General features: G+C 72.1%; 20 protein-coding genes. 15 read left to right on the top strand and 5 right to left on the bottom strand.

Translation table 11 applies throughout. From position 1 onward, the window contains the following. The 11 genes from DLJ58_RS06715 to hisF all read left to right on the top strand — a co-directional run bounded on the left by DLJ58_RS06715 (position 1) and on the right by hisF (position 6892). Positions 1-1074: a histidinol-phosphate transaminase gene (locus tag DLJ58_RS06715; protein WP_124854342.1), complete on the top strand. Its 1074-nt coding sequence runs from the start codon at positions 1-3 to the stop codon at positions 1072-1074. Then, positions 1071-1682 carry an imidazoleglycerol-phosphate dehydratase HisB gene (hisB, locus tag DLJ58_RS06710; RefSeq protein ID WP_030334475.1) on the top strand — a complete coding sequence of 204 codons (612 nt, stop codon included), beginning with the start codon at positions 1071-1073 and terminating at the stop codon, positions 1680-1682. Before DLJ58_RS06715 ends, hisB begins: the two co-directional genes overlap by 4 nt. 58 nt (positions 1683-1740) lie before the next feature. Beyond that, positions 1741-1911, top strand: a complete 171-nt coding sequence (locus DLJ58_RS34040; RefSeq protein WP_167493684.1) for a hypothetical protein — start codon at positions 1741-1743, stop codon at positions 1909-1911. Positions 1912-1924: 13 nt separating this feature from the next. Next, positions 1925-2557, top strand: coding sequence for an imidazole glycerol phosphate synthase subunit HisH (gene hisH / locus DLJ58_RS06705; RefSeq protein WP_124854341.1), 633 nt, complete (start codon positions 1925-1927; stop codon positions 2555-2557). 36 nt (positions 2558-2593) lie between these two features. Then, positions 2594-2917, top strand: coding sequence for a hypothetical protein (locus DLJ58_RS06700; protein ID WP_124854340.1), 324 nt, complete (start codon positions 2594-2596; stop codon positions 2915-2917). 14 nt (positions 2918-2931) lie between these two features. Further along, a complete protein-coding gene (gene priA, locus DLJ58_RS06695; RefSeq protein WP_124854339.1) occupies positions 2932-3657 on the top strand; it encodes a bifunctional 1-(5-phosphoribosyl)-5-((5-phosphoribosylamino)methylideneamino)imidazole-4-carboxamide isomerase/phosphoribosylanthranilate isomerase PriA in 726 nt (241 codons plus the stop codon). Continuing rightward, a complete protein-coding gene (locus DLJ58_RS06690) occupies positions 3654-4043 on the top strand; it encodes a RidA family protein (RefSeq protein WP_112582733.1) in 390 nt (129 codons plus the stop codon). The genes priA and DLJ58_RS06690 overlap by 4 nt, the downstream gene beginning before the upstream one ends. Positions 4044-4124: 81 nt before the next feature. Beyond that, on the top strand, positions 4125-4571 hold the full coding sequence (locus DLJ58_RS06685; protein WP_124854338.1) for a MarR family winged helix-turn-helix transcriptional regulator: 447 nt from the start codon (positions 4125-4127) through the stop codon (positions 4569-4571). 5 nt (positions 4572-4576) lie between these two features. Continuing rightward, the gene (locus DLJ58_RS06680; RefSeq protein ID WP_124854361.1) at positions 4577-5008 is read left to right on the top strand and encodes an organic hydroperoxide resistance protein; all 432 of its coding nucleotides are present in this window, start codon (positions 4577-4579) and stop codon (positions 5006-5008) included. A gap of 47 nt (positions 5009-5055) precedes the next feature. Further along, on the top strand, positions 5056-6051 hold the full coding sequence (locus DLJ58_RS06675; RefSeq protein ID WP_124854337.1) for an NADP-dependent oxidoreductase: 996 nt from the start codon (positions 5056-5058) through the stop codon (positions 6049-6051). A gap of 73 nt (positions 6052-6124) precedes the next feature. After that, positions 6125-6892: an imidazole glycerol phosphate synthase subunit HisF gene (hisF, locus tag DLJ58_RS06670; RefSeq protein ID WP_112582731.1), complete on the top strand. Its 768-nt coding sequence runs from the start codon at positions 6125-6127 to the stop codon at positions 6890-6892. A 5-nt stretch (positions 6893-6897) separates the two neighbouring features. Here the strand turns inward: hisF and DLJ58_RS06665 are convergent, their stop codons facing one another. Both DLJ58_RS06665 and yczE read right to left on the bottom strand, forming a co-directional pair. Further along, complete coding sequence (locus DLJ58_RS06665; RefSeq protein WP_124854336.1) at positions 6898-7359, bottom strand: hypothetical protein; 462 nt, start codon at positions 7357-7359, stop codon at positions 6898-6900. Between the two features lie 101 nt (positions 7360-7460). Then, positions 7461-8132, bottom strand: coding sequence for a membrane protein YczE (gene yczE, locus DLJ58_RS06660; RefSeq protein WP_124854335.1), 672 nt, complete (start codon positions 8130-8132; stop codon positions 7461-7463). 59 nt (positions 8133-8191) lie between these two features. Here yczE and yczR point away from each other — a divergent pair, with 59 nt between their 5' ends. Together yczR and DLJ58_RS06650 are read left to right on the top strand one after the other, a co-directional pair. Then, complete coding sequence (yczR, locus tag DLJ58_RS06655) at positions 8192-9646, top strand: MocR-like transcription factor YczR (protein ID WP_124854334.1); 1455 nt, start codon at positions 8192-8194, stop codon at positions 9644-9646. An 87-nt stretch (positions 9647-9733) separates the two neighbouring features. Then, positions 9734-11038 (top strand): low temperature requirement protein A, encoded by a 1305-nt coding sequence (locus DLJ58_RS06650; RefSeq protein ID WP_244218820.1) that lies wholly within the window; start codon positions 9734-9736, stop codon positions 11036-11038. A gap of 45 nt (positions 11039-11083) precedes the next feature. Here the strand turns inward: DLJ58_RS06650 and DLJ58_RS06645 are convergent, their stop codons facing one another. From DLJ58_RS06645 to DLJ58_RS06635, 3 genes are all read right to left on the bottom strand, one after another. Further along, positions 11084-12910 carry an AMP-dependent synthetase/ligase gene (locus DLJ58_RS06645; RefSeq protein WP_124854332.1) on the bottom strand — a complete coding sequence of 609 codons (1827 nt, stop codon included), beginning with the start codon at positions 12908-12910 and terminating at the stop codon, positions 11084-11086. Positions 12911-13047: 137 nt separating this feature from the next. Then, a complete protein-coding gene (locus DLJ58_RS06640) occupies positions 13048-14049 on the bottom strand; it encodes a terpene synthase family protein (protein ID WP_244218819.1) in 1002 nt (333 codons plus the stop codon). Between the two features lie 62 nt (positions 14050-14111). Further along, positions 14112-14741 carry a TIGR03085 family metal-binding protein gene (locus DLJ58_RS06635; protein ID WP_124854331.1) on the bottom strand — a complete coding sequence of 210 codons (630 nt, stop codon included), beginning with the start codon at positions 14739-14741 and terminating at the stop codon, positions 14112-14114. Positions 14742-14902: 161 nt separating this feature from the next. Here DLJ58_RS06635 and DLJ58_RS06630 point away from each other — a divergent pair, with 161 nt between their 5' ends. Both DLJ58_RS06630 and DLJ58_RS06625 read left to right on the top strand, forming a co-directional pair. Next, positions 14903-16786: an ABC transporter ATP-binding protein gene (locus DLJ58_RS06630; RefSeq protein ID WP_124854330.1), complete on the top strand. Its 1884-nt coding sequence runs from the start codon at positions 14903-14905 to the stop codon at positions 16784-16786. Positions 16787-16900: 114 nt separating this feature from the next. Next, positions 16901-17681: ABC transporter transmembrane domain-containing protein (locus DLJ58_RS06625; protein ID WP_148097980.1), on the top strand; the 781-nt coding region annotated here is incomplete at its 3' end.

Here is a 17681-nt window from a genome sequence, read left to right as displayed (position 1 = left end):
ATGAGTAACCTGGACGATCTGCCGATCCGGGCCGACCTGCGGGGGCTGTCGCCGTACGGGGCGCCGCAACTGGACGTGCCGGTGCGGCTCAACACCAACGAGAACTCGCACCCGGTGCCGGAGCCGGTGGTCGAGGCGATCGGCAAGGCGCTCGCGACCGAGCTGCGCGAGCTGAACCGCTATCCGGACCGGGACGCGGTGGCGCTCCGCGCCGACCTGGCCGAATATCTGGGGCACGGGCTCACCGTCGAGCAGGTGTGGGCGGCCAACGGCTCCAACGAGATCCAGCAGCAGCTGCTCCAGGCGTTCGGCGGGCCGGGGCGCAGCGCGCTCGGCTTCGTTCCGGCGTACTCGATGCACCCGCTGCTGGCCCTCGGCACCAGCACCCGGTGGGTGCCCGCCGCGCGCGGCGTCGACTTCGGGTTGACCGCCGAGGAGGCGGTCGCCCAGGTCCGCGAGCACCAGCCGGACGTGGTCTTCCTCTGCTCGCCGAACAACCCCACCGGCACGGCACTGGACCCGGCGGTGATCGCCGCGGTGCTCGACGTCGCGCCCGGCATGGTGGTCGTCGACGAGGCGTACGCCGAGTTCGCCCGACCCGGGACGGTCAGTGCCCTCGCGGTGCTGCCCGGCCACCCACGGCTGGTGGTCACTCGGACGATGAGCAAGGCGTTCGGCTTCGCCGGTGGCCGGCTGGGTTACCTGGCCGCCGACCCGGCGGTGGTGCGCGCGGTGCAGCTCGTCCGTTTGCCGTACCATCTCTCCGCGCTCACCCAGGCTGCCGCGCGCGCGGCGGTGGCTCACCGCGACGCCCTTCTCGGTACGGTGAGCGCGATCATGGCGCAGCGGGACCGGATCGTGGCGACGCTGCGGGAGCGGGGGTTGCGGGTCGCCGACAGCGACGCCAACTTCGTGCTCTTCGAGGTGGGCGGCGACCAGACCGTCGTCTGGAACGCCCTGCTGGCGCAGGGGGTGCTGGTCCGTGACGTCGGCCTGCCCGGCTGGCTGCGGGTGACCGCCGGCACCGCCGCCGAGACCGACGCCTTCCTTTCTGCAATGGAGACTTCGCAATGAGTCGGACCGCCCGGGTGGAACGGATCACCAAGGAGACCAAGGTCCTCGTCGAGATCGATCTCGACGGCACCGGTGCCGCCGAGATCAGCACCGGCGTCGGCTTCTACGACCACATGCTGCACCAGATCGCCCGGCACGGCGGCTTCGACCTGACCGTGCGCACAGTGGGTGACCTGGAGATCGACGCGCATCACACGATCGAGGACACCGCGCTCGCCCTGGGTGCGGCGTTCGACCAGGCGCTGGGCGACAAGGCCGGCATCCGGCGGTACGGCTCGGCGACCGTGCCGATGGACGAGGTGCTGGTCCGGGCCGCGGTGGACCTCTCCGGTCGGCCGTACGTGGTGCACGACGAGCCGGTGCTCGCCCCCTACATCGGCCCGGTGTACGCGACCAGCATGACCCGGCACATCTGGGAGTCCTTCGGCCAGGCGGCCCGGGTCACGCTGCACGTCGACGTGCTGCGGGCGGCCCGGCCGGGTGGTCACCCGGACGCGCACCACGTGGTGGAGGCGCAGTTCAAGGCGGTCTCCCGCGCGTTGCGCGAGGCCACCTCGATCGACCCGCGTTCTGCCGGAGCGATCCCGAGCACGAAGGGCGCGCTCTGATGAGCGCGAGGAGTGCAGCGCAGCGGAGCCTCGCAGTCGCGAATGAAAGGTGGCTCTGATGGGTGCCGCGTTGCCGACGTTGCTGCTGGTTCTGGCCGGGGTGCTGGTGGGCGGCACCTGGTCGCTCTACCGGCAGGGCGCGCCGAAGGCCGCCGTGCTGATCACCGCGGGGCTCGCGGTGCTCGCCACGGTCGCCGGGGTGCTGCGGCTGCTGCCGGAGAACGGGTGATCGGGGTGACGACATGAGTGACGTGGTGGTGCTCGACTACGGCTCGGGCAACCTGCGCTCGGCGGAGCGGGCGCTGGCCGCCGCCGGAGCGGACGTCCGGGTGACCGGCGACCTGGCCGCAGCGGCTGCCGCGGATGGTCTGGTGGTGCCGGGTGTGGGCGCGTACGCGGCGTGCATGGCGGGGATCGAGGCGTTGGGCGCCGGTCCGGTGATCGCCGAACGGGTGGCTGCTGGCCGGCCGGTGCTCGGCATCTGCGTGGGCATGCAGGTGCTCTTCGAGCACGGTGACGAGCACGGAGTGGTGACCAAGGGGCTGGGGCTGCTGCCCGGCGGGGTGACCCGGCTGGCCGCCACCAGGTTGCCGCACATGGGCTGGAACACGGTCCGGGCTCCGCGGGAGTCGGTGCTGTTCGCCGGGTTGACGGAGCAGAGCCGGTTCTACTTCGTCCACTCGTACGCGATGGGCGACCCGGCGGCGCTGGCCGCTGCCGGTGCCACGGTGACCACCGCCCACCACGACACGGATTTCGTCGCGGCGGTGGAGCGTGGCTCGTTGTCGGCGGCCCAGTTCCACCCGGAGAAGTCCGCCGACACCGGTGCCGCGCTGCTGCGCAACTGGCTCGCCACGTTGCCCAGCGGTGACTGAGCACGGTCGCGCGGTGCCCGAGCGGCGGGCGTCGCGGTGAGCCGGGAGCGCGCCCGCCGGCGGGCGGAGCGGGAGGCCGAGCAGGCCCGGGAGCGGGCGGTCCGGCAGCGCCAGGTCGCCCGGCGGCAACGCCGTCGCGCGGTGGTCCGCAGCCTGACGCCGCGGCTGCGGCGGGGTCGCTCCGGGCGGCTGGCCCGGCACACTCGGGGTGAGCGGGCCGCGATCGTGCTGCTCACCGGCGCGGCGTTGATCATGATCTGGACGTTCGTCGACAACCTGGCGTTGCGTATCGCGCTGATCGTGCTCTTGCTGCTCGTACTGCCGGCGATCGTGGTGATCGCCCTGGACCGTCGTACCTGATCGAGGAGAAGACCTTGAGCCTCACCCTGTTACCCGCCGTGGATGTCGCTGACGGCCGGGCCGTCCGGCTCGTTCAGGGCGCCCTCGGAAGCGAGAGCATCTACGGTGACCCGTTGGACGCGGCGCTGGCCTGGCAGCAGGACGGCGCGGAGTGGATCCACCTGGTCGACCTGGACGCGGCGTTCGGTCGGGGCACCAACGCGCACCTGCTCGCGGAGGTGGTGCGCCAGTTGGACGTGAAGGTGGAGCTCTCCGGGGGCATCCGTGACGACGAGTCGCTGCGCGCGGCGCTGGGCACCGGAGCGGCCCGGGTGAACATCGGGACCGCCGCCCTGGAGGACCCGGTCTGGTGTGACCGGGTGGTCGCGGAGTACGGCGACCGGGTGGCCATCGGGCTGGACGTGCGGGGTCACACCCTGTCGGCGCGGGGTTGGACCCGCGACGGCGGTGACCTGTACGAGGTGCTGGAGCGACTGGACAAGGCGGGCGCGAGTCGGTACGTGGTCACCGACATCACCAAGGACGGCACGATGCGCGGGCCGAACCTGGATCTGCTGCGCGAGGTGTGTGCCCGTACGGACCGGCCGGTGATCGCCTCGGGCGGGGTGTCCACCCTGGACGACCTGCGGGCGTTGGCGACCCTGGAGTCGGCCGGGGTGGAGGGCGTGATCGCCGGCAAGGCGCTCTACGCGGGTGCCTTCACGGTGGCCGAGGCGCTGCGGACGCTGGCCGAGGCATGACGACGACACGGCTGGGGTCGGGCGGCCCGTGGGAGCAGCGCTACGGGTACTCCCGGGTGGTCCGGGCTGGTGAGCGGGCCTGGACGGCCGGTTGCACGGCGACGGTGGACGGCCGGGTGGTGCACGTCGGTGACGCGGCCGCGCAGACCGCGCAGGCGCTGCGGATCGGGCTGGCCGCGCTGGCAGAGGTGGGTGCGGAGCCGGGCGATGTGGTCCGTACCAGGATGTACGTGACGGACCGACTGCACGCCGACGAGGTGGGCCGGGCGCACAACGCGGTCTTCGGCGCGGTCCGGCCGGCGGCCACCCTGGTGGTGGTGGCCGGCCTGTTGGACCCGGAGCACCTGGTCGAGGTGGAGTTGGAGGCGTACCTCGGCGATCGCTGAGGTACCCGCCCAGGCGGCCTGCTGGGCCGTCCCGCGCCCCGATAAGTTGTGCACAACTTAATTGTGGGCTACGGTTCAGCGGTGACCGATGACCTGGTGCTGCGCAGGCAGGTGTGCTTCGCGCTCTACGCCGCGTCGCGCGCACTGACCGACGTCTACCGGCCGATCCTCGACGAGGTCGGGTTGACCTACCCGCAGTACCTGGCGCTGCTGGTGCTCTGGGAGCGCCCCGACGACGCCCCCACGGTGTCCGAGTTGGGTGCCGAGCTGCGGCTGGACTCCGGCACGCTCTCCCCGCTGCTCAAGCGGCTGGAGGGGGCGGGCCTGGTGGTGCGGCGGCGGTCGGCCCGCGACGAGCGGCGGGTCGAAGTGGGCCTCACCGAGCAGGGCCGGGCGCTGCGCGAGCGGCTCTGCGACGTTCCCCTGCGGATCGCCCTGGCCACCGGGCTGGGCTTCGACGAGCTCGTCGCGCTGCGCGACACCCTCACCCGGGTCACCGACACCATCCACCGACAGAAGGAGCAGTGACCACCATGCAGGTTGTCTACACCGCGTCCGCGACCGCCACCGGCGACGGCCGGGACGGCCACGTCGAGACCTCCGACGGCACGTTCGCACTCGATCTGGCCGTGCCGAAGGAGATGGGCGGCGCCGGTGGCGCGGCCAACCCCGAGCAGCTCTTCGCCGCCGGTTACGCGGCCTGCTTCCACAGCGCGCTGCGGCTGGTGGCCCGCCGGGCCAAGGCCGACGTGACCGGTTCCGTGGTCGGCGCCGAGGTGGGCATCGGCCCGAACGGCAGCGGCGGCTTCGGGCTCACCGTGCAGCTCGTCGTCGACCTGCCCGCCGCGCCCCGCGAGGTCGCCGAGCAGATCGTCGAGCAGGCCCACCAGGTCTGCCCGTACTCCAACGCCACCCGTGGCAACGTCGACGTCACCCTGACCGTCCGCGAGACCCTGACCGCGTGACCTCGCGGCCCCAGGCCCCCATCCGCGGACGAGAGGACGACCACCCTGTGACCAGCAACCGTGAGATCCACCTGGCCAGCCGCCCCCAGGGCTGGCCCACCGAAGACACCTTCCGGCTCGTCGAAACCGAGGTTCCGACGCCCGGACCGGGCCAGATCGTGGTCCGCAACCAGTACATGTCCGTCGACCCGTACATGCGCGGACGGATGAACGACGTCAAGTCGTACGTGCCGCCGTTCGCGCTCGACGCGGTGCTCGACGGTGCCGCGATCGGTGAGGTGGTGGCCAGCGAGGCGGCGGACATCGCCGTCGGGACCACCGTCCTGCACGGGCTGGGCTGGCGGGAGTACGCGCTGCTCGACGCCGCCGCGGCCCGCCCCGTCGACCCGACCATCGCCCCGGTCAGCGCGTACCTGAGCGTGCTCGGCATGATCGGGTTGACCGCGTACGCCGGGCTGCTGGAGGTGGCCGCGATGAAGCCCGGCGAGACGGTCTTCGTCTCCGCCGCGGCCGGCGCGGTGGGCAGCCTGGTCGGCCAGATCGCCAAACTCAAGGGCGCCGGCCGGGTGATCGGCAGTGCCGGCTCGCCGGCCAAGGTCGAGCGGCTGCGGGCGCTGGGCTTCGACGCCGCCTTCGACTACCACGACGGGGTCCGCGAGTCGCTGCGGGCGGCCGCCCCGGACGGTGTCGACGTCTACTTCGACAACGTCGGCGGTGACCACCTGGAGGCCGCCATCTCGGCCATGAACCTGCACGGTCGGGCCGCAATCTGCGGCATGATCTCGCAGTACAACGCCACCGAACCGTCGGCCGCGCCGCGCAACCTGGCGCTTGTCATCGGCAAGCGGCTCACCCTGCGCGGCTTCCTGGTCAACGACCACAACGACGTGCGGGCGGCGTTCGTGCGCGACGTCTCGGGCTGGCTGCGCGACGGCACGCTGTCCTACGACGAGACGATCGTGGACGGCATCGAGAACGCACCGAGCGCGTTCCTCGGCCTGCTGCGCGGCGACAACCTCGGCAAGATGCTCGTCCGCGTGTGACGCAGACCTCTCTCTCGGCGGTCGACCTGATGGGGTCGACCGCCGTGCCGCGTGCGGAGGATAGGCTCGCGGCATGACGGTGGCGGTACGGGTGATCCCCTGTCTGGACGTGGACGCCGGGCGGGTGGTCAAGGGGGTCAACTTCCTCGACCTGCGTGACGCCGGCGATCCGGTGGAGCTGGCCGCCGCGTACGACCGGGCCGGCGCGGACGAGTTGACGTTCCTCGACGTCACCGCGTCCTCGAGCGACCGGGGCACCATGCTCGACGTGGTGCGCCGCACCGCCGAGTCGGTGTTCATCCCGCTGACCGTCGGCGGTGGGGTGCGGCAGGTCGCCGACGTGGACACGCTGCTGCGCGCCGGTGCGGACAAGGTCGGCGTGAACACCGCCGCCATCGCCCGTCCGGAGCTGATCGCCGAGATCGCCGACCGGTTCGGCCGGCAGGTGCTCGTGCTCTCCCTCGACGTGCGGCGCTCGCCGAACGGCGGCACGCCCAGCGGCTTCGAGGTCACCACCCACGGGGGTCGGCGTGGCACCGGCATCGACGCCGTGTGGTGGGCGCACCGGGGCGCCGAGTTGGGCGCGGGGGAGATCCTGCTCAACTCGATGGACGCCGACGGCACCAAGGCGGGCTTCGACCTGGAGTTGATCGCCGCGGTGCGCGCGGTGGTGGACGTGCCGGTGGTGGCCAGTGGGGGCGCCGGCGAGGTGGCCCACTTTCCGCCCGCGATCGGCGCCGGCGCGGACGCGGTGCTCGCCGCCAGCGTCTTCCACTTCGGCGAGCTGACCGTCGCCGAGGTCAAGGACGCGCTGCGCCTCGGCGGCCATCCGGTGCGCTGAGCAACTCAGCGCTCGCCGGAGTGCCCCTCCGCTGACCGACGCGGGGTGGGAATCGAACGGACCGCGTACTCCTGGACGGCAGCCGCGTGGTCGGCCTCGTCCAGGATCCAGTCCGCGCTGCCGGGCGCGTGCCGGCGGGTCAACACTCCCTGCACGGTGTCCACCATGGTCGCCACACCCGCGCGCGGGCGGGTACGCCACAGCTGCTCACCCTCGGCGGTGATCCGGAACCAGCCGTCGGCGACGCTGACCAGCCCGGCGCCGACCAACCGCTGGACCGCGGCCTCCACCTCGTGTCGCTGCGGAATCGCGTGGTTGAGGTGGTCGGCGGTGGAGAGCACGTCGGTCAGGCGGACGCCCTCCGGCCGCCGGCTTGTCGCCGACCGACGGTGCCGTCCGGCACCGCTCGCGATGACGAGCGACACGAAGATCCAGGCGTCGTTCCAGCGCCAACCGTTCTCCCCCATGCAGAGATGATGACGGCGCGCGTCGCGGAAGGGAACACCCACCCGCCAACCGGTGCGCGGCACCACCGCCATGTACCGGTTCGCGGACGGTCGGTGAGGGTTCAGCCGGTCGGGGTGGCCGGCGCGGGGTTGCCCGGCGGGGGCGCGGCGCTGTCCGGCGCGGTGCCCTCCGGCACGGCGAACAGTGGGATGAAGAACTGGGCCAACGGGCCGATGGCCAGCGCGTACGCGACGGTGCCCACGCCGACCTCGCCGCCGAGCCACCAGCCCAGGGCCAGCACGGTGACCTCGATGACGGTGCGCACCAGCCGGATCGACCGGCCGGGCCGGCGGGCCACGTACCCGGTCATCAGACCGTCGCGGGGGCCGGGCCCCAACTGGGCGCCGAGGTAGAGGGCGGTGGCGGCGCCGTTGGCGACGATCCCGGTGACCAGCATCGCGATCTGGACGCTGAGTGGGCCAGCCGCGGGTAGCAGGGCCAGTGTGGCGTCCACGACCAGGCCGATGACCACGACGTTGCTGACCGTGCCGAGACCGGGCCGCTGCCGCAGCGGGATCCAGAGCAGCAGGACCAGCGCGCCGACGCCGATGGTGACAGTGCCGAAGGAGAGCCCGGTCAGCTCGGAGAGCCCCTGGTGGAACACGTCCCACGGGTCGAGGCCCAGGTGGGAGCGGATCATCAGGGCCATGCTGAGGCCGTAGAGCGTGAGCCCGAGGTAGAGCTGGACCAACCGTCGAACCGGCCGGTGCCGCAGATTGCCAAGCAGTGCCATGCATGCCACCCTAGGTGCCAATCCTCGTCGAGGAAGAAGCCAATATTCGAGGAGTGGCTATGACCGGGCAGGTACGCGGCGTCCAATTGGCCCGTCTGCTCGGGCAGTGGCATGCATTGCCGGGCCGCCGCCGCAGCCCCGACTACGCCGCGCTGGCCGGCTCGGTGCGCGGGCTGCTCGCCGACGGCCGGCTGCCGCTGGGCGTCCGCCTCCCGGCCGAACGGGAGCTGGCCGAGGCGCTGCGGATCAGCCGGACCACGGTCACCGCCGCCTACCGGCAGCTACGCGAGACCGGGCACCTGGCCAGCCGTCGGGGCGCCGGCAGTTGGACGATGCTGCCCGGCAACCACCGGGTGGCCAGCACCGGCCTGTGGACCCCGCTGGACGACCGGGAGATGCTCGACCTCGGCGTCGCCGCGCTGGCCGCACCGCCGCAACTGCTGTCAGCCGCGCGGGCCGCCACCGAGGACCTGCCCCGCTACCTGAGCGGGGCCGGTTACCACCCGACCGGCATCATCGAGCTGCGCGAGGCGGTGGCCGACGCGTACACCGCCCGGGGTCTGCCCACCTCGGCCGACCAGATCATGGTCACCAGCGGCACCCAGCACGCACTGGATCTGGTGCTGCGGCTCGCCCTGGCCCCGGGTGGCACCGTGCTGGTCGAGTCCCCGACCTACCCCAACGCCCTCGCCGCGCTGGCCGGCCGGCGGGCCCGGATCAGCACCCACGGGCTGGCCGCCGACGGCGGCTGGGAGCCCGACCTGCTGCTGGGCACTCTCCGACAGACCCGGCCCAAGCTGGCCTACCTGATTCCGGAGTTCCAGAACCCGACGGGGCACCTGATGCCCGCCTCGCTGCGCGAGCGCGTGGTGGCCGCCGCGCACGCGGTCGGCACCGATCTGATCATCGACGAGTCCTTCGTGGACCTGTCGATGGACGGCACCGAGGTGCCGCCCCCGGTCGCCACCTACGACCGGCACAGCCGGGTGGTCAGCATCGGCGGGATGAGCAAGCCCTACTGGGGTGGCCTGCGGATCGGCTGGGTGCGCGCGTCCGCGCCGCAGGTGCAGCGGCTGGCCGCCGTGCGGGTCGGGGTCGACATGGCCAGCCCGGTGCTGGACCAACTGGTCGCGGTGCACCTGCTCGCCGACGCCGAGGCCATCGTCACCGACCGCCGCGTCCAGTTGGCCGTCCAGCGCGACGCCCTGCTCGGCGCGCTGGCGCACCAACTGCCGGAGTGGCGGGTCGCCGTGCCACGGGGTGGTGTGACGCTCTGGGCCGAGTTGGACGGCCCGGTCTCGAGCGCGCTGGCCCGGGCTGCGGAGGAGGTCGGCGTACGGCTGGCCCCCGGCCCCCGGTTCGGCCTGGACGGCACCCTGGAGCGCTTCCTGCGGCTGCCCTTCACCCTGCCCGCGGCGGACCTCGTGGAGGCCGTCGGGCGGATCGCGGCGATCCGCTACGACCTGGACCGGGCCGGCCGCCAGCGGTGGCGGGAGCCCGCCGTCATCGCCTGAGTCAGCGCCGAACCACCAGCGGCATAGCCCGGCACCATTATGCCGGGAATACATCATTCGCCCCAGCTCGGCTGCCAGACTCCCCTGGTGGGCCAGGACAGCGGGACACGCGGGGTTCGCCGCAGTGCGCCGGGCTCGCGGGCGACCCCGCTCGAACTCTTCTACGACCTGGTCTTCGTCTTCGCGTTCCTGCACGTCACCACGGCCACCGCCGGCAATCCGACCGCCCAAGGCCTGGTCCAGTGCCTGGTGCTGCTGGCCCTGCTCTGGTGGTGCTGGTCGGCGTTCGCCGTGCTGGGCAACCTGATCCGTACCGACCAGGGGATCGTCCCGGCGGTCGGCTTCGTCACCATCGCCGCCGCCTTCGTGCTGGCGCTGAGTCTGCCGAAGGCGTTCGTCGACCGTCCCGGTGGGCTGTTCGGTCCGCTGGTCTTCGCGACCTGCTACTTCCTCGTCCGGGTGAGCGAGAGTGTGATCTTCCTGTGGATCGGCCGCCGGAACCGCGACGTGCGTCGACGCTGGCAGCTGCTCGCCCTGCCGGCGGTCGTGGCCACGGCCCTCATCGTGGTCGCCGGGCTGCTGCCGCAGCGGCTCTTCGACGGAACAGCCGAGTCGGTGGCCCGCCTGCTGTGCTGGCTCGCGGCCCTCGGCGTGGAGTACGGGGCCGGCCTCGCGCTGCGGGGCACCGGGTGGACAGTGCTCTCCGCCGGGCACTGGGCGGAGCGGCACGGTCAGATCGTCCTGATCGCCCTCGGCGAGGCCATCATCGCACTCGGGTTCAGTCCCAGCGAAACCGCCGGTCTACCGCTGACCTGGCCGGTGCTGATCGCTGCGGTGCTCGGCATCGCGGTGGCCGCCGCGATGTGGTGGGCGTACTTCGACACCCTGGCGCTCGGCATGGAACAGACCCTGCACCGCACCCGCGACCCGGACGCGCGCGCCATCCTGGCCCGCAACGCCTACAGCTACCTGCACCTGCCGATCATCGCCGGTGTCATCCTGTTCGCGCTCGGGCTCAAGGGGCTGATCCACGAAGGCGCCGATCCCACCACACCGAGCTGGGGCGTTCCGCTGCCGAGCTTCGACCTGCTGGCGCTCTACGGTGGGGTCGCGCTCTACCTGCTCGCGCTCATCGTGCTCGGCCGGCGGATGCTCGGCGCCCCCCGTTGGCCCACGATCGGCGGGATCCTGCTGCTGATTGCGCTGGTGCCGGTTGCCGGGTCGCTACCCGAGCTGATCGCCTTGGCCATGTTGGCCCTGGCCACGGCGGTGGCGGTGGCGGCGCAGACGGTTGTCGACTCCCGGCGCCGGGCCGGGGTCCGGCAGATGGCGTTGGAGGAGCAGCTCGCGGCGGAAGAGGAGCAGACGAGGTGGCGGGGTCACCACCTGTGAGGGCCCCGTGCCGGCTTCCTCGCCGGCACGGGACCCTCGGTCGGCTCAGAGTTCGGCGAGGGTGCCGGCGTACATCTTGTCGATCTGGTCGGCGAAGTTGCTCTCCACCCCACGCCGCTTGATCTTCAACGACGGGGTGATCTCGCCGTCCTCGATCGTCAGGTCGCGCGGCAGGATGGCCACCTTCTTGATCGTCTCCCAACGGTTGAGCTTGGCGTTGAGCTGGGCGACGTACTCCTCGACCATCGTCTGGGCCTCGGCCGACGCGACGATCTCGGTGTAGCTGCGTCCTTCGAGGGGGCCGCCGGCGACCCAGCCCCGGATGGCGTCCGGGTCCAGGGTGACCAGCATCGTGCAGAAGTTGCGGGCCTGACCGACGACGACCGCCTGCGACGTGTACGGGCAGATGGCCTTGAACATCCCCTCGATGTGCGACGGCGCGATGTACTTGCCGCCCGAGGTCTTGACCAGGTCCTTCTTGCGGTCGGTGATGCGGAGGTAGCCCTGCTCGTCCAGGGTGCCGATGTCACCGGTACGGAAGAAGCCGTCCTCGGTGAACGAGGCGGCGGTCTCCTCCGGCAGGTTGTGGTAGCCGCGCATCACCGGCCGACCCCGTACCAGGATCTCCCCGTCGGTGTCGATCTTGCACTCCAGGTCGCCCATCGCCCGGCCCACGGTGCCGATCCGCAGCCCGGCCGGCGGGTTGACGAAGTTGCCGGCGCTGGTCTCGGTCAGGCCGTAGCCCTCGGAGATCGGCAGGTTCGCGGCGGCGAAGAAGGTGGCGATCTCCGGGCTGAGCGGCGCCGCACCGGACACCAGCACCCGCATCCGGCCGCCCAGGCGGGCCTGGAGCTTGCTGAACACCAGCTTCTCGGCCAGCCCGTAGCGCAGCTTCAGCCCGGCCGGCACCGGCTTGCCGGCCTGCTCCAGGGTGATTTTCTCCTTGCCGACGCCGACGGCCCAGCCGAAGATCTTCGCCTTCGCGCCGCCGGCGCCCTGCGCGGTGGTCACGGCCTTGTTGTAGACCTTCTCGAACACCCGGGGAGCGCCGCACATCAGCGTCGGACGGATGACCGAGAGGAGCTCGACCAGCTTGTCCACCCGCCCGTCGACGTAGGTCGGCAGGCCGACGTGGATGGCGCCGCAGAGCAGGGTCTTGCCGAACGAGTGGGCCAGCGGCAGCCACAGGTACTGCAGGTCGTCGTCGCGCAGCAGCCCGACCTCCGCCTGCGCCACGGCCTCCCAGCACCAGCCGCCGTGCAGCAGCTCGACGCCCTTTGGCTGGCCGGTGGTGCCGGAGGTGTAGATCAGGGTGGCCAGGTGGTCCGGGCCGATGCCGGCCACCAGCATGTCGATCAGCTCCGGCTCGGCGGCCAGCGCCTGGGTGCCGCGCTCCTCCAGGTCGGCGAGCGTCAACTGCGCGATCGGGGCGTCCGGGTCGACGGCGCCATCAAGGAGCACCACGTGGGTGAGCGCGGGCAGGGATGCCCCGGCGATCTTCGCCGCCTGGGCCGGGTTCTCCGCGAACAGCACCTTCGACCCGGAGTCGGCGATGATGTACGTCGCGTCGGCCGGCTCGGTGGTGGGGTAGACGGTGGTGGTCGCGCCGCCGGCGCACATGATGCCGAGGTCGGCGATCACCCATTCCAGCCGGGTGTTCGCGAGGATCGCGACCGGGTCCTCCTGGCCGACGCCCAGGCCGTGCAGGCCGGCGGCGACCGCCTTGGCGCGCTGGGCGACCTGCGCCCAGGTCAGCCAGACGGGCCCCGAGTCGTCGGAGTTCGGGGACGCGAACGCGTTCCGGTCGGGGGTGGCCGCCACGCGCTTGAGGAACATGTCCGGGATGGAACGGTACGGTACATCGAGAGCCATCGCTGTAGCCGCCTTCGGGGGTGGTGGCGTGACGGTCGTCACGTCATGATGGTTACCGAAGAGTATTGCCTGTTGCCGTGCATCGGCTAGCCCTGGTGATCGTCCGGCCGGCCCATCCCACCAACCGGTACGGCCGATCAGGCGTACCGGGCAGCCCCCACTGACCAGTCGTAGGTGGCCCGGACCCAGTTGCGCCGCGCGGCCAGGGCGTCGCGGATTCCGTCGTCGCCGACGGCGCGCAGCGCCTCCTCCGCGTCCAGGTACGTCGCCAGCCCCTGGTTGAACCGATGTGCCGCACTCCGGAGCGCTGCCGCCTCGTCCGCGTCGCTGTCCTGGCCGAGCACCGTGACCAGGTTGTGCACGTCCGGGTCGGCCTGGCTCTCCTTGCCGTAGGAGAAGAGGTCGTTGCACCAGCAGACCAGGTCCACCGCCAGCAGGTCCAGGGCGACCAGCCCCGGATCGGCGCGCTGGGCCGGCCCGGAGGGCCGCGTCGACGCCAGGTCGGTCAGGGTGAGGCAGGGGTGCACGCCGCCGATGTGCCGGCGTAGCTGCACGTACTCCGCCACCTCGGGCACGCGCCGACGTTCCCGGTTGCCCGCCTCCCAGAGCAGCGCCAACAGGTACTCGCGCATCTGGCTGACGAACCGCAGCAGCAGTCCAGCGTGATCGTGCAGTCGGGTCCGGCGGCAGAGATCGTGCAGCGCGTCACCCAGTGGCCCGACGGCGGGCGGTACGACGTTCGGGTCACCGCACCGGTCCAGCACGTCGAGCAGGGTGCTGATCGCCGGGCCCAGTCGGACCGGGTCGGCGCCGAGGCCGTCCTCGTCGCAGGCGTCGTCCATCACGAAGAGCCAGCTGATCAGGTCGGTGAGCAGCCGCAGGCCCTCCACCGAGCCGTCCGGGCAGGCGCGGCCGGCCAGTCCAGCGGCGTCGGCCCGCTCCAGGCGGTGCACACGTTGGCCGGAATCGACCAGCCCGAACGTGCGCGCCCACTCGATGCTCTCACCCGCCACCTGATCCGTGGCCCCGTGGCGCCCCGTCGGGAACGGCGGTTCCCGCAGCGCCGAAATCGCGAAGTCCCGCACAGTGTGCCCCCACTCCGTGCCGCCCGGCGCGGTGAAGCGTACGGGAGGAGGCATCAGCGTTTATCGTTGGGCCTGGAAATTCTACAGGCGTCCCGTGGCCGTTTACGTACAGGCGGTCACATGCCCAGGTTGGCGGCGCGCAGCCGCCGAGCAGCCTCCGCTGAGCCGTTCAGTTGGACCCGGGCCACCCGTTGCCGGCCCGAGAAGAACAGCACCAGCTCGGCCGGGGCGCCGACCAGGCGCAGTGGCTCACCACCGCGACCGAGGGAGACCTCACCGTGGCCGGGCGCCTGCACGTAGAGGTCGGCCGGAAAGCGCCGCAGTGCCAGCCGGGCCATCGGAGCCGCGCGTTTCCAGAGCGCGCTCTGCATGCCGGTGGGCAGATCGCGCGGCTGCCACCCGGAGCCGGCCCGCCGGACGTCCTCGTGATGGATGAAGAACTCCATCATGTTGGCCAGCTCGTCGGTCAGCGGGTTGCTGACCGGGCTCCACAGCGGCGGTCGGCGCACCTGTGCCACCAGCTCGGGGTAGGGCCGTGCGGCGAGTCGCCGACGAACCCGCTCGGCGTAGCCGCGCAGCGGCGGCAGCACGATCCCGCCCGCCGCGTCCGGACGGCGCTCCCGCAGCACCAGATGCGCGGCGAGGTCACGGGTCGCCCAGCCCTCGTTGATGGTCGGGGCGTCCGGCCCGAGGGCCAGTAGAAGATCGGCCAGCGCCTTGCGCTCGGCTCGGGCGTACCGCGGCATGGCCCGATCGTAGGCCCGGTGGCCCGTCGCCGCGCGACAGCGGACGCCGATCGGCGCCGCCGTCCGGTACGTGATGGTCGACATATCCAGTCAGGGTCGGCGGCACTGGCCCCGACCGGTAAGGATGAGGGAGATAATTGCGGCTTACGGCGGGGGAGAGCGTGGCGAGCAAGACAAGTCGGGACGTTCTCAGTCGAGGGCTGGGGGTCCTGCGGCAGGCGATCCGTGAGCAGCCGCGGATCTTCGCGGTGGCGGTCGTCGGCAGCGTGCTCTTCGGCGGGATGATCATTGTCAGCGCCCGGGTCGTCGGGTCGGTCATCGGTGAGGTGGCGCTTCCGGCCATCGAACGCGGCGAGGTGGGCGCCGGCAGCCTGGTGCTGGCCGCGACCGCGCTGTTCGGGATCAGCGTGCTGCGGGTCGTGGGCATCTTCGGCCGTCGGCTCGGCGCCGGCTACATGCAGTACCGCCTCCAGGCCTCCTACCGCCGCAGGGTGACCCGTCGGTACCTGGAGCTGCCGCTGTCCTGGCACCACCGCAACTCCACCGGCACCCTGCTGTCCAACGCCAACTCCGACGTGGAGGCGGCCTGGTACCCGATCGCGCCGCTGCCGTTCGCCGTCGGCACGTTGGTGATGCTGATCGGCGCGATCGTGTCGCTCTTCGCCACCGACTGGGCGCTCGCCCTGGTCGGGCTCGCGGTCTTCCCCGCGCTGTTCGCCCTCAACGTCGTCTACTCCCGCCGGATGGCCCCCCGGCAGGCCCGGGCACAGCGCCTGCGCGCCGAGGTCAGCGGCATCGCCCACGAGAGCTTCGACGGCGCCCTGGTGGTCAAGACGATGGGCCGCGAGGCCCAGGAGACCGCCCGGTTCGCGGGCCGCGCCGGTGAGCTGCGCGACTCGCTGATCGCGGTCGGCCGGCTGCGCGGCATCTTCGACCCGCTGCTGGAGACGCTGCCCAGCCTCGGCACCCTCGCCGTGCTGGTGGTCGGGGCGTTCCGGCTGCGCCAGGGCGCCATCAGCGTGACCGAGCTGGTCAGTGTGGCCTTCCTCTTCACCGTGCTGGCCTTCCCGGTGCGGGCCATCGGTTGGGTGCTGGCCGAGCTGCCGCGCAGCGTCGCCGGCTGGGACCGGGTGCGCCGGGTGCTCGACGCCACCGGCGAGATGCCGTACGGGCAGCGGGTGCTCGACCCGGCCGGCGCCGGCCCGGCCACCCTCACCTTCACCGACGTGCATTACTCCTACCCGCCGGCCGAAGCGCACCCGCCCGGCGCGCAGGTCCTCGGCGAGGTCGGCTTCACGGTGCCGTCCGGTCGGACGGTGGCCCTGGTGGGGCCCACCGGCGCCGGCAAGTCCACCATCGCCTCGCTGGCGGTGCGCCTCGTCGACCCGGACTCCGGCACGGTGAGCCTGGACGGCGTGGACGTGCGCGAGCTGACCTCCGCGTCGTTGGCCGGCACGGTGGCACTGGTCGCCCAGGTGCCCTTCATCTTCGACGACACGGTCCGCGCCAACATCGCCCTCGACCGGCCCGGTGTCGACGACGAGGTGGTCTGGGCGGCGCTGCGGCTGGCCGAGGCGGACGGGTTCGTCGCCGCGCTGCCCGATGGTCTGGACACCATGGTCGGCGAGCGGGGCACCTCGCTCTCCGGCGGTCAGCGGCAGCGGCTCACCCTGGCCCGCGCGCTGGCCGGCCGACCGCGCCTGCTGGTGCTCGACGACGCGACGAGCGCGGTCGATCCTCGAGTGGAGGCGGCCATCCTGGCGGGGCTGCGGTCGTCGACCACGGAGGCGGGAGTTCCGGCCGCGTCGATCCTGGTGGTGGCGTACCGCCGGGCCACCATCGCGCTCGCCGACGAGGTCATCTACGTGGAGCAGGGACGGGTGGTCGCCCGCGGCACCCACAGCGAGTTGTTGGCCACCGTGCCCGGCTACGTCGACCTGGTCACCGCCTACGAGCAGGCCGAGGTGGAGCGGGCACAGGAAAGTTCCTACGGCGACGACGTGGCGCCGCTGCCGTCGGGCCTGGAGATCGAGGTGGATCGGTGAGCGCGAGGAGTGCAGCGCAGCGGAGCCCCGCAGTCGTGAACGAGAGGCGGGCCCGGTGAGCGCGAGGAGTGCAGCGCAGCGGAGCCCCGCAGTCGTGAACGAGAGGCGGGCCCGGTGAGCGTGACTACGGAAACGAGTGACACGCCGGAGGCGCGGCAGGAGACGACCTGGCAGACCCTGCGTCGGGGCCTGGCGCTCTCGCCGGAGCTGCGGATCGGTCTGGCCGGCACGTTGGCCCTGGCGTTGGTCTACATGGTCGGTCGGGTTGCCGTGCCGGTCGCCGTGCAACAGGGCATCGACCGGGGCCTCGTCGGTGGTCTGAATCTGAACGTGGTCTGGACGGTGGTGGCGATCACCGCGGCGATCCTGACGATCACCACGATCTGTGGCTACCTGATGATGCGCCGGCTGTTCACGGTCAGCGAGACGGCGCTGGCCAACGTCCGGACGCGCGCGTTCCGCCACGTGCACGACCTGTCGATGTTGCACCAGCAGTCGGAGCGGCGCGGTTCGCTGGTCTCGCGGGTCACCAGCGACGTGGACCAGATCACCCAGTTCCTCCAGTGGGGCGGGGTGATCCTGCTGGTCAACCTCGGTCAGCTGGTGGTCACCACCGCCGTCATGCTGGCGTACTCCTGGCAGTTGACCCTGGTCGTGTTGGCCGCGTTCCTGCCGGCGGTGTTCGTCATCCGGCAGCTGCAACGTCGCCTCGGCAGCGCGTACGCGACGGTGCGCCAACGCACCGGGACGTTGCTCGGCGCGATCGGCGAGAGCGTGGTGGGCGCGCCGGTGATCCGGGCGTACGGGATCGCCGGGCGCACCGAGCGGCGGCTGGACGAGGCGATCGACCGGCAGCGGCTGGCGCAGCAGCGGGCGATCCGGATCAGCATCGTGG

This window comes from Micromonospora arida, from assembly GCF_003857035.1.
GTDB classification, from domain to species: Bacteria; Actinomycetota; Actinomycetes; order Mycobacteriales; family Micromonosporaceae; genus Micromonospora; species Micromonospora arida.
The sequence above is the reverse complement of the archived record's forward strand: the minus strand, read 5'-3'. Positions and strand labels throughout refer to the sequence as shown.

Bases quoted from the DNA above. Each gene is read 5' to 3' on its own strand.
- DLJ58_RS06635 (WP_124854331.1), bottom strand. From the start codon at position 14,741: ATGCCGCGGTACGCCCGAGCCGAGCGCAAGGCGCTGGCCGATCTTCTA.
- hisH (WP_124854341.1), top strand. From the start codon at position 1,925: ATGAGTGACGTGGTGGTGCTCGACTACGGCTCGGGCAACCTGCGCTCG.
- DLJ58_RS34040 (WP_167493684.1), top strand. From the start codon at position 1,741: ATGGGTGCCGCGTTGCCGACGTTGCTGCTGGTTCTGGCCGGGGTGCTG.
- yczE (WP_124854335.1), bottom strand. From the start codon at position 8,132: ATGGCACTGCTTGGCAATCTGCGGCACCGGCCGGTTCGACGGTTGGTC.
- DLJ58_RS06715 (WP_124854342.1), top strand. From the start codon at position 1: ATGAGTAACCTGGACGATCTGCCGATCCGGGCCGACCTGCGGGGGCTG.
- DLJ58_RS06640 (WP_244218819.1), bottom strand. From the start codon at position 14,049: ATGCCTCCTCCCGTACGCTTCACCGCGCCGGGCGGCACGGAGTGGGGG.
- yczR (WP_124854334.1), top strand. From the start codon at position 8,192: ATGACCGGGCAGGTACGCGGCGTCCAATTGGCCCGTCTGCTCGGGCAG.
- DLJ58_RS06665 (WP_124854336.1), bottom strand. From the start codon at position 7,359: ATGGGGGAGAACGGTTGGCGCTGGAACGACGCCTGGATCTTCGTGTCG.
- DLJ58_RS06645 (WP_124854332.1), bottom strand. From the start codon at position 12,910: ATGGCTCTCGATGTACCGTACCGTTCCATCCCGGACATGTTCCTCAAG.
- DLJ58_RS06680 (WP_124854361.1), top strand. From the start codon at position 4,577: ATGCAGGTTGTCTACACCGCGTCCGCGACCGCCACCGGCGACGGCCGG.
- hisF (WP_112582731.1), top strand. From the start codon at position 6,125: ATGACGGTGGCGGTACGGGTGATCCCCTGTCTGGACGTGGACGCCGGG.
- DLJ58_RS06690 (WP_112582733.1), top strand. From the start codon at position 3,654: ATGACGACGACACGGCTGGGGTCGGGCGGCCCGTGGGAGCAGCGCTAC.
- hisB (WP_030334475.1), top strand. From the start codon at position 1,071: ATGAGTCGGACCGCCCGGGTGGAACGGATCACCAAGGAGACCAAGGTC.